At 70.1% G+C, this 14,349-nt stretch carries 13 protein-coding genes; 3 read left to right on the forward strand and 10 right to left on the reverse strand.

Going from position 1 to position 14,349, the window contains the following annotated elements:
• Positions 1–1,095: multidrug effflux MFS transporter (locus tag INE98_RS08540; protein ID WP_293538201.1), on the reverse strand; the 1,095-nt coding region annotated here is incomplete at its 3' end.
• An 83-nt stretch (positions 1,096–1,178) separates the two neighbouring features.
• On the opposite strand from INE98_RS08540, the gene INE98_RS08545 reads away from it, so the two are divergent.
• Positions 1,179–2,189: an alpha/beta hydrolase gene (locus tag INE98_RS08545; RefSeq protein WP_293538203.1), complete on the forward strand. Its 1,011-nt coding sequence runs from the start codon at positions 1,179–1,181 to the stop codon at positions 2,187–2,189.
• A gap of 273 nt (positions 2,190–2,462) precedes the next feature.
• Positions 2,463–3,455 (forward strand): prolyl aminopeptidase, encoded by a 993-nt coding sequence (gene pip, locus INE98_RS08550; protein ID WP_293538205.1) that lies wholly within the window; start codon positions 2,463–2,465, stop codon positions 3,453–3,455.
• A 3-nt stretch (positions 3,456–3,458) separates the two neighbouring features.
• Here the strand turns inward: pip and INE98_RS08555 are convergent, their stop codons facing one another.
• On the reverse strand, positions 3,459–4,424 hold the full coding sequence (locus INE98_RS08555) for an alpha/beta hydrolase (RefSeq protein ID WP_293538207.1): 966 nt from the start codon (positions 4,422–4,424) through the stop codon (positions 3,459–3,461).
• 165 nt (positions 4,425–4,589) lie between these two features.
• Between INE98_RS08555 and INE98_RS08560 the strand changes: the two genes are divergently transcribed.
• The gene (locus INE98_RS08560; RefSeq protein ID WP_293538209.1) at positions 4,590–5,894 is read left to right on the forward strand and encodes an MFS transporter; all 1,305 of its coding nucleotides are present in this window, start codon (positions 4,590–4,592) and stop codon (positions 5,892–5,894) included.
• On the opposite strand, the gene rodA is transcribed toward INE98_RS08560, so the two are convergent.
• From rodA to INE98_RS08600, 8 genes are all read right to left on the reverse strand, one after another.
• Positions 5,891–7,033, reverse strand: a complete 1,143-nt coding sequence (gene rodA, locus INE98_RS08565; RefSeq protein WP_293538225.1) for a rod shape-determining protein RodA — start codon at positions 7,031–7,033, stop codon at positions 5,891–5,893. The two genes, INE98_RS08560 and rodA, sit on opposite strands and share 4 nt — an antisense overlap.
• An 11-nt stretch (positions 7,034–7,044) precedes the next feature.
• The gene (mrdA, locus tag INE98_RS08570; protein ID WP_293538211.1) at positions 7,045–8,970 is read right to left on the reverse strand and encodes a penicillin-binding protein 2; all 1,926 of its coding nucleotides are present in this window, start codon (positions 8,968–8,970) and stop codon (positions 7,045–7,047) included.
• 5 nt (positions 8,971–8,975) lie between these two features.
• Positions 8,976–9,488, reverse strand: a complete 513-nt coding sequence (locus INE98_RS08575; RefSeq protein ID WP_293538213.1) for a hypothetical protein — start codon at positions 9,486–9,488, stop codon at positions 8,976–8,978.
• The gene (mreC, locus tag INE98_RS08580) at positions 9,485–10,441 is read right to left on the reverse strand and encodes a rod shape-determining protein MreC (RefSeq protein ID WP_293538215.1); all 957 of its coding nucleotides are present in this window, start codon (positions 10,439–10,441) and stop codon (positions 9,485–9,487) included. The genes INE98_RS08575 and mreC overlap by 4 nt, the downstream gene beginning before the upstream one ends.
• A 106-nt stretch (positions 10,442–10,547) precedes the next feature.
• On the reverse strand, positions 10,548–11,591 hold the full coding sequence (locus INE98_RS08585) for a rod shape-determining protein (RefSeq protein WP_293538217.1): 1,044 nt from the start codon (positions 11,589–11,591) through the stop codon (positions 10,548–10,550).
• 190 nt (positions 11,592–11,781) lie between these two features.
• Positions 11,782–12,615 carry a phytanoyl-CoA dioxygenase family protein gene (locus INE98_RS08590; protein ID WP_293538219.1) on the reverse strand — a complete coding sequence of 278 codons (834 nt, stop codon included), beginning with the start codon at positions 12,613–12,615 and terminating at the stop codon, positions 11,782–11,784.
• A gap of 37 nt (positions 12,616–12,652) precedes the next feature.
• On the reverse strand, positions 12,653–13,531 hold the full coding sequence (locus INE98_RS08595) for a DMT family transporter (RefSeq protein ID WP_293538221.1): 879 nt from the start codon (positions 13,529–13,531) through the stop codon (positions 12,653–12,655).
• 3 nt (positions 13,532–13,534) lie between these two features.
• Positions 13,535–14,349, reverse strand: an 815-nt coding sequence (locus INE98_RS08600; RefSeq protein ID WP_293538223.1) for an alpha-isopropylmalate synthase regulatory domain-containing protein, incomplete at its 5' end; no start/stop codon positions are given.

The following is a 14,349-nucleotide window of genomic DNA, read 5'->3' on the forward strand; positions in this document are numbered from 1 at the left end:
CAGGGCGCCGGCGGCGAAGGAGGCGGACCCCATCAGGGCCGAGATGGAGCCTGCCCGGCGCGGATCGACGTTGAGCGCCCCCGCCATGGTGTTGCCGGCCATGAAGCCGTAGCTGGACAGGACCAGGAAGATCACGGGCAGGACGCTCCACATCCCGCCCCAGACGGTGAAGGCGGCGAGGAGCAGGAGGGCCGAGGCGGCCACGCCCGCCAGGCTGGCGGCCTTCAGCACCTGCTCGGGCGTGTAGCGCAGGAGGAGCTGGCGGTTCAGCTGGCCGGCGCCGATCGCCCCGGCGGCGTTCAGGCCGAAGACCCAGCCGAAGAGCGAGGCGGGTATGCCCCAGACCCCGATCAGCAGGCCCGGCGAAGAGGAAATCCAGGTGAAGAGGGTGGCCCCGTTCAGCCCGCCCGCCAGGGCGTAGCCGATGAGGCGCGGATCCTTCAGCAGGGCGCCGAGGGCGGCCAGGGGGGACTCGGAGCGCGCCTGCGCCGCCGTCTCCTCCGAGCGGGATTCCTCCAGGAAGAGGAGGGTCGCAAGGCCGACCGCGATCCCGAATCCGGCCAGGGCCCAGAAGTTGGCCCGCCAGCCGCCGACCTGCAGCAGGACACCGCCCAGAAGCGGGGCGAGGATGGGGGCCAGCCCTATCACAAGGGTCAGCAGGGAGAGCATCCGCGCCGTCTCGGTATGGTCGAAGCGATCGCGCACCACCGCCCGGGCCACCACCCCGCCGGCGCAGCCGCCCAGGGCCTGGACGAACCGGGCGGCGATCAGGAACTCCGCCGAGGGGGCCATGGCGCAGGCGCAGGAGGCGACGACGAAGAGGGCGGCGCCGGCCAGGATCGGCCCCTTGCGTCCCAGCCTGTCGGAAGCCGGACCATAAAGGAACTGGCCGATGGCCATGCCGGCCAGGAAGGCCGAGACCGTGATCTGTGTCGAGGCCGCATCCACCCCCAGGTCCGCGCCTATGGCCGGCAGGCTGGGCAGGTACATGTCGATGGCCATGGGGGCGAAGGCCGTGAGGGCGCCCAGCAGGACCACCAGCCCCCAGCCGGTCCCGGAGGATCGTCCTGCACCCCCCCCCGTTGCGCCCGTCACTCCGCCCTCCCCCCCCGCCTTCCGCCCTTGCCATACCCCCGCCCGGTCTGGCCAAGATAGGGGAAGTTTTTCAGGAGCCCCGGATGTCCGCACTCGCCCGCCAGATGCCCCCCGTCGCCAAGGCCCAGGTCAACGGGATCGACATGGCCTATTACGAGGTCGCCCGCGGGAAGGGGACGCCCATCGTCTTCTGCCACGGCTTCCCCGAGCTGGCCTTCTCCTGGCGTCATCAGCTGAGGGCCTGCGAGGCGGCGGGCCAGTGGGCCATCGCCCCGGACCAGCGCGGCTATGGCCTGACCTCCCGGCCGGACAAGGTCGAGGACTATGACATGGAGCACCTGGCCGCCGACCTGGTGGGCCTCCTGGACCATCTCGGGATCGAGAAGGCGGTGTTCTGCGGCCATGACTGGGGCGGCTTCGTGGTGTGGCAGATGGCCCTGATGCATCCCGACCGGGTTGCCGGGGTGATCGGCCTTAACACCCCCTTCCTGCCGCGCGGCGACTACGACCCCATCGCCTCCATGCGCTTCGCTTTCGGCGAGGACATGTACATCGTCTGGTTCCAGAAGCCCGGCGAGGCCGACGCCGCCCTGGGCAAGGACGTCGACAAGACCATGCGCTTCTTCATGCGCAGGCCGCCCGAGGACATGCCGGCCCCGCCCAGCGGCGGCCTGAGCATCGACAAGGAGGCCGGCCCCGCCACCACCTCCACCTTCGCCTTCCGCGACCTGCTGGCCGAGTGGGACAAGTCGGACATCGCCAACCAGCTGTTGACCGCGGACGAACTGGCCGCCTTCGTCGAGACCTTCTCGGCCACCGGCTTCACCGGCGGAATCAACTGGTACCGCAACTTCACCCGCAACTGGGAGCGCTCCGCCCACCTGCCCCAGCGCATCGACCACGTCCCCTGCCTGATGATCTGCGCCGAGAAGGACGCCGTCCTCCCGCCCTCCATGGCCGACGGCATGGAGACCCGCATCGCCGACCTGGAAAAGGCCCTGGTGATGGGCTCCGGCCACTGGACCCAGCAGGAAAAGCCCGAAGAGGTGAACCGCTTCATCCTCGACTGGATGGGAAGGAAGTTCGGGGGGTGAGGGATTGGCGGCCGCTCAGCTGACCCCCTCCCCCTCAGGAGGGGGAGGAATTGCAGTATCTAAATTGCTCCCCCTCCCAGGGGGAGCTGTCGGCGAAGCCGACTGAGGGGGCGCTGCGGCCTTTCAGAAAACCCCCTCCGTCCCGCTGCGCGGGCCACTTCCCCCTAGAGAAGGGGGAGGAATGACAGAGCCAATTGCTCCCCTGCGGGGGAGCTCCCCGCGAAGCGGGGTGAGGGGGTTCCGGCTGGACCGCCTGCAGGCTAGGAGGAGGCCATGAGCAGCGATCCCTGGTCCCCCGCCTTTTCCGCCTCCGCCGGCCGCCGGGGCCTGTTCCGCGAGGTCGAGCCCTTCGCCCGCGGGCGGATGGCCACCGAGGGCGTCCACGAGATCTACTTCGAGGAATGCGGGCGGCGGGACGGGCGGCCCTGCGTCATCCTGCACGGCGGGCCGGGGGGGGCGATCAATCCCACCATGCGGCGGTTCTTTGACCCCGACCGCTGGCGGATGGTGCTGTTCGACCAGCGCGGCTGCGGCCTGTCCACCCCCAACGCCAGCCTGGAGGAGAACACCACCTGGCGGCTGATCGAGGACATGGAGCGCCTGCGCACCCGCCTGGGAATCGAGAAGTGGACGGTGTTCGGCGGCTCCTGGGGCTCGACCCTGGCCCTCGCCTACGCCATCACCCATCCCGAGCGGGTCGAGGCCCTGGTCCTGCGGGGCATCTTCACCCTGACCGAACGCGAGGTGCGCTGGTTCTACCAGGATGGCGCCTCGGCCCTCTTCCCGGACGCCTGGGAACGCTACCTGGCGCCCATCCCACCGGAAGAGCGGGGCGACCTCCTGCACGCCTACCACCGCCGGCTGACCGGAAGCGACGAGGCCGCCAAGGCCGCCGCCGCCACCGCCTGGAGCCAATGGGAGGGGGATACCATCTCCATCCGTGGCCCCGAAGGCCGGCCAGCCAAGTTCGGCGAGGTGGACTTCGCCATCGCCTTCGCCCGGATCGAGTGCCACTACTTCGTCAACCGGGGCTTCTTCCCCGAGGACGGCTGGATCCTGAAGAACGCCCACGTCCTGGCGGACATCCCCGGCTGGATCGTCCAGGGCCGCTACGATGTGGTCACGCCCATGGAGACCGCCTGGGCCCTGAAGACGGCCTGGCCGAAGGCGAAGTTCGAGATCGTCTGGGACGCCGGACACGCCTCCACCGAGCCCGGCATCATCGACGCCCTGGTCCGGGCCTCGGAGGCGGCCCTCAGGCTCTGAGGCTCAGAGCGACTTCAGCCAGGGGATGAGCCGGGCGTTGACCTCGGCGGGGCGCTCCTGCTGGGTCCAGTGCCCGCAGCCGTCCAGCACCTCGGCCACCTGCAGGTTGGGCACCTGGGCCCGCATCAGCTCGATCGGGTCGCTCCGCCCCAGCATGTTGAAGGCCAGGTCCCGGTTGCCGGCCATGAAGAAGGCGGGCTGCTCGATCTTCCGGTCCTTGAAAGCCTGCTGCCAGGCGAAGTCCCGGTCATGGTTGCGGTAGCGGTTGATCGGCCCGCGCAGGCCCGAGGCCTGGAACTCGGCGGTGTAGTAGTCGAGGTCTTCCGGGCTCATCCAGGCGGGGAAGGGATCGGGGTCGACCAGGCCTTCCAGAAGCGTGGCGTCGGCGGTCTTGTTATTCGGCCAGGTCCCGTCCGGCGCATCGCCCGAGATGGCGTAGTAGAACTTGCGCAGGAAGTCGCGGACATTGGCCTCCGCTTCCGCCTCGGCCACGCCCTCCTTCTGGAAATAGGCCTGGTAGAAGAACTTGTTCCGGGCCGTGAAGACCTCGTTGAAGACGTCCGAGAACGACCTCTGCCCCACCCCGGTCCAGGGCACGGAGAGGGCGCCGACGGCCGAGAAGCGGTCAGGGCGCGACAGGGCCGAGTTCCAGACAATGGGCGCGCCCCAGTCATGGCCGAGCAGGATGGCCGGCTTGCCCGGCGACAGGGCGTCGGCCACGCCGACCAGGTCGCTGACCATGTGCGGCATGGCGTAGTCGGCCACGGGATGCGGCTTGTCCGAGCCGCCGTAGCCGCGCACGTCGATGGCGCAGGCGGTGAAGCCGGCCTCGGCCACCGGGCCGATCTGGTGGCGCCAGGAGTACCAGCTCTCCGGAAAGCCATGGACCATGATGACCAGGGGTCCCTGGCCCTGCACCACCGCGCGAAGCTTCACCTCGCCGGCGTCGATCGTCGTGAATTCGGTCATCGGGTCCTCCATGGGAACGCCCAAGAGACCCTTCCGCCCGCCGCAAGGCAAGCCCCGCGGCCTGACGGATTCCGGGCTGGCGTCCCCGGCTGGGTCGCTTAGGATCAGGGCGACAGGCTCGTCACTCCCGGTGAGCCCTGCACGCGCCCCGAGGATCCCGTTCCCATGTCCGCCAACCCAGCGACAGGACCGGGCGCGGAGCCGTCCGGACCCGAGGCGCAGACCGGCTTTCCCAGCTACCTCGTCACCCAGGGCGCCTGGTTCCTCGCCTTCGGCGTGCAGATGGTCCTTTTCCCCTACCTGGTCCGGGTGGTCCTGCAGGAGAACGAGATCCGCTTCGGCCTGGCGCAGATGTCCATGCAGCTGCCGACCGTCCTGTTGATCCTGCTGGGCGGCTACTTCGCGGACCGCGTCGACACGCTCCGGGTCGTGCTCATCGGCTGCGGCCTGTGCGCCCTCAGCTTCCTCGCCCTCGGCGCCTTCGTGGCTGGGGGGCGGCTGACCTATGCGACCGTCATCCTCTACGCCCTCGGGATCGGGACCATCGGCGCCTTCGTGACGCCGGCCCGGGACGCCCTCCTCAGCCGCGTGGCGCCGGGCGGGGTCCAGCAGGCCGTGGGCATGGCCACCCTGGCCCAGTTCGGCGGGCAGATCGCCGGCATGGCGGCTGCGGCGGCCGCCCCCGTCGTCGGTCTGACCACCCTCCTCTTCGGTCAGGCCGCCATGATGACCCTGGCGGCTGGCGCGGCCCTGAAGATCCGGCCGCGCCCGGCAGGACCCCCCCGGACCCGGGAAGGCGGCGCCCTGGGCTTCATCTTCAGTGAGATCAGCGTGGGCTTCCGCGCCGCGGCCGCCTCGCCGGTCATCGCCCCGGTGATCCTCTGTGCGGTGGGCATGGGGATCTGCTTCATGGGCGCCTTCTCCGTCCTGCTGCCCCTGATCGTCGAAAGCTATTTCCCGCGCGATCTGGCGGGGTCGGCGCAGGCGAAGATCGCCACCGCCCTGGGCGTCTTCAGCATCACCTTCTGGATCGGGTCGATCCTCTCGACGACCGTACTGATCCGCTTCGGGGATCTCCAGCGCAAGGGGCGGGTCTATCTGGCCGCTCTCTTCTCCGGGGCGTGCGTCCTCATCCTCTGCAGCCTGCCCATGCCGTTCTGGCTCCTGTGCGGCCTGAACCTCGTCTGGGGCCTGGGCGGCGGGGTGGCCATGACCCTGGGCCGCGGGCTGGTGCAGAAGTATTCGCCCCCGGACAAGCTGGCGCGGATCCTCTCCATCTTCACCCTGGGCAATATGGGCGCGGCCCCCGCCGGAGCGGTGCTCTACGGCGTGCTGGCCCACGCCATCGGCCCTCGGGCGGCCATCCTGTTCCCGGGCCTGGGCATGCTGGTGATCGTGGCGGCTGTGGCGCTCCGCTCCCAGCTCTGGCGCCTGGACGAGGCTCTGCCCGCCACCGCGCCGGGATCCTAGATCAGCGAGCTCTTCGAGGCGGTGACCTCGGAGTAACGGTGCACCCGCACCGACTGGACGAGGCCGAAGCCGATCATGACGGTCAGCATGACCGACCCGCCATAGGACAGAAGCGGCATGGGAACGCCCACAACCGGAGCCATGCCCATCACCATGGCGCCGTTGATCAGAACATAGAGGGCAAAGGTCGACGTGACCCCTGCGGCGGTCAGCCGGCCGAAGTGAGAGTGGGCCAGCGAGGCCGTGCGCAGGGACATGAAGATCACCGCCACATAGAGCAGGAGCAGGGCCGCACAGCCGACGAAGCCAAACTCCTCGGCCAGGGTGGCGAAAATGAAGTCCGTCTGCTTCTCGGGCAGGAAATTCAGCTGGCTCTGGGAACCCAGGCCGTAGCCCTTGCCGAGAAGACCGCCGGAGCCCAGGGCGATCTTGGACTGCAGGATATGATAGCCGCTGCCGGAGGGGTCGGTCTCGGGGTCGAGGAAGGTAAGGACCCTCTGTCTCTGGTACTCGTGCAGGACGAACATGTAGGACGGCGGGATCGCCGCCGCCACGAAGGCCATTCCCGCCAGGATGATCTTCCAGGACAGTCCGGCGAGGACCACCACCGACAGGCCGGTCAGGGCCAGAAGGACAGCGGTGCCGAGGTCCGGCTGGTGGGCGACCAGCAGGGTGGGCGCCCCGATCATCAGCGCCGGGACGAGGAGGTGCCAGGACATCCGCGCCTGTTCCGCGGACAGGCCGTGATAGTAGCGGCCCAGGGCGAGGACCAGCCCCAGTTTCATGATCTCGGAGGGCTGGAAGCTCCCCAGGGGGCCGAGATCCAGCCAGCGCTGGGCGCCTAGGCGGACATCGCCGATCAGTTCGACGGCGATCAGCAGGATCAGGCTCAGGGCGTAGAGGGGATAGGCGATCAGCGCCCAGACCCGCAGGTCGATCACCGCCAGGGCCAGCATCAGGAGGAAGGCTACGCCGAACCGGGTGATGTGGTTGGCGGCCCAGGGCTCCCAGCTTGACCCGGCGATGGAGAACATCATCAGGGCCCCCGCGCTGGCGATCAGGCAGAGGGCCAGGCAGAAGACGCCGTCGACCCGGGACAGCTTGTCGAACAGGAGGCCGCGTTCAGCGCGGGAGGACAGGCCGGGAAAGGTCACGCCGGACCTTCCGGGCCGCCGGTTTCAACCTCGGCCACGGTCACGGGCGGGGGCGGCGGTCGCTCGATCCGGGGACGCAGGTCGGCGTCCTTCAGGAGGGCCAGACGCATCAGGTCGCGGGCCCTGGGCGCCGCGGCCTGGGCGCCAAAGCCCCCGTGCTCCACCAGAACCGCAATGGCGTATCGCGGCGTATCGTGCGGCGCAAACCCGGCGAACCAGGCGTGGTCGCGCAGGTGCCAGGGCCCGGCTGTCCCGTGGACGCCGCGTCCGCCGTTGTAGTTGTAGCCCTGGGCCGTCCCGGTCTTGCCCGACATGCGGATATCGCCCAGGCCGATCTGTCCTGTCCGCGCCGCGGTGCCCCGGGTGGTCACCGATCCCATGGCCTCGCGGACGAGGGCCAGATGCGCCGGATCGAAGTCGAGGTCCGGAACATCGGACCCCTCTGGTCGCGGGACGCCGCCTACCGAGCGGATCAGTCGCGGAACCAGCGCCTTGCGGCCATTCGCCATGCGCGCCGCCGCCACGCACTGCTGCAGGGCCGTGACGAGGGTGTAGCCCTGCCCGATGCCGAAGCTCGGCGTCTCTCCGGGATGCCAGACCGGGTCCCGGGGAAAGGTGCGGCGCTTGTAGGCCGTATCGGGGATCAACCCCTTCTTCTGCCCGGGAATCCCGATGTCGAAGGCCTGTCCCAGCCCGAAACGCCGTGCGGTATTGGCGATCCGGTCGGGACCCAGCTTGAGCGAGATGGTGTAGAAATAGGTGTCGCAGGAGGTGGCGATGGCGTCATGCATGTTCGTCGCGCCATGCACGCCGTCGCAGCGCCAGCGCCTTCCGCCAAAGTTCCAGTGGCCCGGGCAGTAGATCGTCATGTCGGCGCTGAACCCCGCCTCCAGGGCGGCGACGGCGACCAGGGTCTTGAAGGTCGATCCCGGCGGATAGGTGGCGGTCAACGCCTTGTTGAACAGCGGCTTGTGGTCGTAATCGGCGAGAGCCCTGTACTCGGCGGCGCTCAGCCCCCGGACGAACCGGTTGGCGTCAAAGCTGGGAGCGGACACCATGGCCAGGATGTCGCCGGAGCGACAGTCCATCAGCACCGCCGCCCCGCTCTCCTCGCCGAACAGCTCCAGGCCTCGCACCTGGAGGTCCATGTCCAGGCAAAGCTGGACTTCCTTGCCAGGCATGGGGGGGATGTCGCCCCCGGGCGCCAGCCGCACCTGCCGGCCACGGGCGTCGACCTCGACCTTCTGGGCGCCGGGGCGCCCCCTGAGCTCCAGGTCGAGGGCCTTTTCCAGTCCCTGGCGGCCGATCCTGAAGCCGGGATGCAGCATGATGGGTTCGGCGTTGGGACCGGTCTCGGTGATGTCCTCCCGGTTCACCTTGGCCACATAGCCGATGACGTGGGCGAAGGCGCCGCCGTGGGGATAGACCCGCACCTCGCCCATGTCGGCCGTCACCCCGGGAAGCTCGGTGGCGCGGATGTTCACGGCCGAGAACTGCTCCCAGGTGACGTCCTCCATGATCGCCACCGGCGTGTTGCGGGGGGCGTTGCCGAGGTCGCGGAGGATGCGCTGGCGACGCGGCGCGTCCATCGGGACATAGGCGGCCAGGGTCGAGATCATGGCCTCGGGGTCCTGGTCCTTCTGGCGGGCGAACAGGAGCCTGAAGTTGGGCCGGTTGGTGGCCAGGATCGCCCCGTTCCGGTCCGTGATCAGGCCCCGTGGCGGCGGCACCAGCCGGAAGTTGAACTGGTTGGATGTCGACAGCTTGGCGTAGCGCGCATTCTCGGCGAGCTGCAGGTAGGCCAGCCGTCCCGCCAGGGTGGCGATGCCCACGCTGACGCCCGCGCCGAGCAGGAAGGCGCGGCGGTGGAAGATGCTCTGCCGGGCGTTGACGTCGGAGAGGATGATCGAGGGTTGGGTCACGGCGGTCAGCGGAACCGGACGTCGGCGTCACGGAAATGTTCGACAAGGAAGGAAGCTAGCGGGAAGAGCACCACGGTCGCAAGCCATTGCAGGCCGGATGCGGCCAGGGAGGGAGCCGCCCCGGTGAGCCAGAAGGTCGCCAACCAGCCCGTGGCCTGGGCCAGCAGGCAGGCCAGCCCGAACCAGACCCAAAGCACGACCTGGGACTGTCCGGCCAGGACGTTCCGGAAGGCCAGGACCGGCAGATAGGCCGCCAGCAGGGACAGAGACCAAAGCCCGGTCGGAGCGCCCCAGAGAACCTCCAGAGCCAGCCCGCCGACCAGCAGGGCGGCGGCCGGCGACAGGGCCGGGCGGATCAGCGCCCAGGCGAAGGCGGGGACCATCAGGGTCACCGGCTCCGGCAGGGGAAGACCCGCCAGCCGGATCGGCGCGGCAAGAAGCAGGCTGGCGAGGAGCGCGACCGCAAGGGGGGCTCCCACCCAGCGGGCAACGCGAAGCGGACGGGCGACGGCGCTCATCGCGCGGGCTCCCTGGACGGCGGTGTCGCAGGCGGCGGCTCCGGGGCCCGGGGCATCGCCGTCGGCGGCGGCGGTTCGGCGGGGCGGTTCAGGGCGCGAAGGTCCTCAAGACGCACGAAGTCCTCGAACAGCAGCACGCGCACGAAGTCGACGGGGGCGGCGTCCGAGGCCAGGCGAACCCTCAGGACGCCATCGGCTCCGCGGTCCACCCGACCCACCGTAATCCCTCTTGGCAGCACCCCGCCGTCTCCGGAGGTCAGGACCAGGTCGCCCGGCCTGGCGGCGTCGCGGCCGCGCAGAAAGGCCAGCTCCGGGGCCCAGCCCCCGTCGCCGGTCAGGATCGCCCTGGCCCGGGTCCGCTGGATCATGACCGGGGTGCGGGAGGCGGCGTCGGTCAGGAGCAGGACCCGGCTGACCCGGGGCGCAACCCCGATCACCCGGCCCACGAGGCCGTTCTCGCTGAGGACCGGATGCCCCACCTTCACTCCGCGCTCCGACCCAACATTGATCAGGCGGGTATTGGCGAAAGGCCCCCGGCTCTCGGTCACGGTCCGGCCCGTCACCATGGGCACGGGGGGATCAACGGCCAGCCCCAGGAGGGCCCGGTACCGGGCGTTCTCGTCGGCCAGGGCCACGGCCCTTTCCCGCCAGGCCTCGGCGGCCGCCAGCTCCGCCTTCAGGCGCCGGTTCTCCGAAGCGGCGAAGAAATAGCCTCCGACATGCTGCAAGGCGTCGCCCGCCCAGCGGACCGGAGTCGCCACCGCGCCCGTCACCGGAGCGACCACCCCGTCGGACGCCTTGCGCAGCGCGTTGTAGACCTCGGTCTGGTAGGTCTGGCGGCGGTCGATCATGAGCAAGGCGAAGGCGACCACGAGCGCCACCACGGCGGCGGCCGCCGCCCCCAGCGCCAGGGGCAGCCGGATCTCTCCGAAGGGATTATCCCTGAATGACACGGACCCGACGATCTCCCGGGCCCTCGAGCGGAGAAGAGCCCCTCATTCGCGCTGCCGATCAGCCCCGCCTAGTGTTCCCAGTCCTGTGATTCCCGCCAGAGCCGCCTCAGGCGGCCGCAGCGTCCATCACGCTCTTCATCCAGGCCGGGTGCTCCAGCACCTTGCCGCAGCCCAGGGCGACGCAGGACAGGGGATCATCCGCGACGGTCACGGGAAGCCCCGTATGGTCGCGGATCTCCGCGTCCAGACCCCGCAGCAGGGCTCCGCCCCCGGTGAGCATGATGCCCTTGTCGGCGATATCGGAGGCCAGTTCAGGCGGGGTGGACTCCAGGGCCATCTTCACCGCTTCGACGATCTGGGAGACCGGCTCGCTCAGCGCCTCGGCGGCCTGCCTCTCGGCCACGCGGACCTCGCGCGGGACTCCCTGCATCAGGTCCCGGCCCTTGACGTCAATGGCCAGTCCGTCGCCCACCTCGGGGGCGCGGGCAGTGCCGATTTCCTTCTTGATCCGCTCGGCCGTCGTCTCGCCGATCAGCAGGTTGAAGGTCCGGCGCATGTAGGAAATGATCGCCTCGTCCATGGTGTCGCCGCCGACCCGGACCGAGCGGGAATAGACGACCCCGGAGAGGGACAGGACGGCGACCTCGGTGGTCCCGCCGCCGATGTCCACCACCATCGAGCCGGTGGCCTCGTGGATCGGCAGGCCCGCCCCGATCGCCGCCGCCATGGGCTCGTCCATCAGGGCCACCCGGCGGGCGCCGGCGTTCAGGCAGCTGTCCTTGATCGCCCGCCGCTCGACCGCCGTCGCGCCCGACGGCACGCAGACGATGACCTTGGGGTTCACGAAGCCCTTGTGGTTGTGGACCTTGCGGATGAAGTACTTGATCATCTCCTCCGCCACCTCGAAATCGGCGATGACGCCGTCCCGGAGCGGGCGGATGGCCTCCATGTGGCCGGGGGTGCGGCCCAGCATCTGCTTGGCCTCAAGGCCGACCGCGTAGGTCTCCTTCCGGCCGCCCACATTGCGCAGGGCCACCACCGAGGGCTCGTTCAGGACGATCCCGCGACCCTTCATGTAGATGAGGGTGTTGGCGGTGCCGAGGTCGATGGCGATGTCCTTGGTGACAGAGCCGAAAAGGGACGAAAACATTGAGGTTCCCGGGGGCGGAGGGGGGCTGCGGAGGGGGCCCGGCGGGGGATGGGAGCCGCGGGCTTCGTCGCCATCGGGGGCGCGCGCCGTCGGACCCTTCCCTGGCCGGACGGATCAGATCGTCCTCTGCCCTGCCACCGGGGCGAATTCAAGGCGAATCCGTCGCCTCGAGGGCCTCCGCCCCGCGGATTCAACCCGTATCCGGCGAGAGGTCGCAGGCGACCGGGGCTGACCAGCCCGGAATGAGGGCCTTCGCCGGATGCGACCCGGTGACGTGACCCATGAAGGGCGACCAGATCTCATACCCCAGAAGGGCCTGCAGGCGCGGTGACAGGGCCGCGGCCCTCTCCCGGGGAACACCCAGGAAGAAGTTCTCCTGGGTCCGGGCCCAGGGCTGGCAGTACTGGTTCGTCACGGCCAGCCTCGGAGCCTGGCTTCGGTTTGCGCCGCCCCGGTGGATCAGGTGACCCTGCAGGACGATCGCGGCGCCCGCCGGCATGACGGCGGGGACCAGGTCCGGGCCGCCGCCCGCCGCCAGGGCCTGCGCCGCCCGGGCCTCGTCCCAGAGGTGCGACCCCGGCAGGATGTCGGTGGCCCCGTTCTCGTCGGTGAAGGCGTCGATGGCCGCGATCAGGGTCAGGCTCACCGCCGGCCGCGGCCTGGGAAGCCGGTAGAAGGCGTCGTCGATGTGCAGGGCCTGGGCCGCCTCGCCCGGATCAATCCGGATCGACTGGCTTGCGGTCAGCAGGTAGCCGGGCAGCAGGAACCGGTCGAGGAGGGCCAGGATGCGGGCGTCCTCGGTCATCCGCTCGAAGACCGCGCCCCGCGCCACAAGGGTGTAGATGCGCTCCGTCGCAAAGCCCTCGAAGGCGTTGCGGCCCCGGTGGACGCCAGACAGGGCCTCGATCCGGGCCCGGGCCTCCGCAATGTCGCCGGGCGAGAGGAAGTCCTCGATGAGGGTGAACCCGTCCCGGGCCAGGCGCCCGGCGTGCGCCTCGACGTCAAATCCGGCGTATCCTGTCATCCGCGCCCTCCCCGGCCCGTCGGCGCATCCTGCCCGTTCAGGCCAGCGCCGTCACCACCACGCCGAGCGCGGTCGTCGCCCCGGCGGCGATCTGCAGGGGCGTCAGCTTCTCCTTGAACAGGGTCCGGCCGGCCAGGGCGGCGATGGGCGCCTCGATCACCCCGATCGCCCGCACCGGCCCCGGCGGCGACATGGCGAGGGCCGAGAACCAGAGGGCCGAGGCCCCGGTCCCGCAGGCGCCGGCGCCGAGGGACGATCGCCAGGAGGTGAAGACCGCCCTCAGTGCGGCGGGTCTGGCGATGGCGAGGACGCCGCCCAGCACGACGGACTGGATCGTCTGCGCCGCCACGACCGCGCCGATGCCGGCGTAGATGGGATGCCGGGGCTCCAGAGCCAGGCCCGCCTGCCGGTAGCCGTTCATCGACACCGCAAAGAAGGCCGCTGCGGCAAGGCCCAGCAGGGCCCCGGCATCCATTGTCCGGATGCCCTCCCGCGGCCAGGAGAGGACGAAGAGCCCGGCGCAGGTGACCCCGATCCCCAGCCACTGCAGCGGGCGCATGGAATCCCCGAAGACGATCCAGCCGGCCAGCGCCCCGAGGGGCAGGGCCGCCTGCTGCAGGAAGGTGGCGACTGCAAAGCCCGCCTTCTCCATCGCCACCAGCAGGCAGGCCGTGGCGGCGATCTGCGCGAGGCCGCCCATCCCGACGGTCACGAAGAATCGCAGGTCGGGGTCCGGTCGGGCCTCAGGGGTCAGCGCGACGATGATCCCCAGGAGGAGCAGGGAAAAGGGCAGGCCGAACAGGAACCGCACCAGGGTCGCCCCCCAGGGACCGGCGTCGTCGATCATCCCGCGCTGGAAGGCGTTGCGGGCGACCTGGAGCGGGGCGGCGGCCGCGGCGAGCACGGCCCAGAGCACGGCTCAGAACCCGCTGGCGATGCGCGTGGCCGGGGCGGTCTTCTCCCGCCGGGCGATGAGGTTGTTCAACGCGTTGACATAGGCCTTGGCCGAGGCGGTCAGGGTGTCGGTATCGGCGGCCTGGCCAGTGGCGATCCGCCCGTCCTCTTCGAGCCGGACCGAGACCTGGGCCTGGGCGTCCGTGCCCTCGGTGACGGCGTGCACCTGGAAGAGGCGCAGGTCGCTCTCGTGCGGCACGGCCTGCCGGATGGCGTGGAAGACCGCGTCCACCGGACCATCGCCCGTGGCCGCGGAAACCCGCTCCTCGCCATCGACGGTCAGGACCAGGTCGGCGGTCTGGGGCCCCTCGGTGCCGGCGACGACGCGCAGGGACTTCACCTGGATGCGGTCGGCGCCGGAGGCGAGGGCGTCGTCCACCAGGGCGACGATGTCGTCGTCGTAGACGTCCTTCTTCTTGTCGGCCAGGTCCTTGAAGCGCTGGAAGGCCTCGTTCAGGGCGTTCTGGCCCAGCTCATAGCCCAGGCCCTTCAGCTTCTCGCGGAAGGCGTGGCGGCCGGAGTGCTTGCCCATGACCAGGTTGGTGCCGCCCTGCCCCACGTCCTCGGGACGCATGATCTCGTAGGTCTCGGCGTTCTTGAGCATGCCGTCCTGGTGGATGCCGCTCTCGTGGGCGAAGGCGTTCTTGCCGACGATGGCCTTGTTGTACTGCACCGGAAAGCCGGTGATGGCCGAGACATAGCGGCTGGCCCGGGTGATGTGCTGGGTCTGGACGCCTGTGTCATAGCGCAGCCGGTCTCCGCGCACCTTCAGCGCCATGA

The organism is Phenylobacterium sp. (assembly GCF_020253645.1).
Classification (GTDB): Bacteria; Pseudomonadota; Alphaproteobacteria; order Caulobacterales; family Caulobacteraceae; genus Phenylobacterium.

What these genes read in the sequence shown, in the direction of transcription:
- INE98_RS08585 (WP_293538217.1), bottom strand. Translation starts at nt 11,591, where the DNA reads ATGTTTTCGTCCCTTTTCGGCTCTGTCACCAAGGACATCGCCATCGAC.
- INE98_RS08575 (WP_293538213.1), bottom strand. Translation starts at nt 9,488, where the DNA reads ATGAGCGCCGTCGCCCGTCCGCTTCGCGTTGCCCGCTGGGTGGGAGCC.
- INE98_RS08545 (WP_293538203.1), top strand. Translation starts at nt 1,179, where the DNA reads ATGTCCGCACTCGCCCGCCAGATGCCCCCCGTCGCCAAGGCCCAGGTC.
- INE98_RS08590 (WP_293538219.1), bottom strand. Translation starts at nt 12,615, where the DNA reads ATGACAGGATACGCCGGATTTGACGTCGAGGCGCACGCCGGGCGCCTG.
- pip (WP_293538205.1), top strand. Translation starts at nt 2,463, where the DNA reads ATGAGCAGCGATCCCTGGTCCCCCGCCTTTTCCGCCTCCGCCGGCCGC.
- INE98_RS08560 (WP_293538209.1), top strand. Translation starts at nt 4,590, where the DNA reads ATGTCCGCCAACCCAGCGACAGGACCGGGCGCGGAGCCGTCCGGACCC.
- INE98_RS08555 (WP_293538207.1), bottom strand. Translation starts at nt 4,424, where the DNA reads ATGACCGAATTCACGACGATCGACGCCGGCGAGGTGAAGCTTCGCGCG.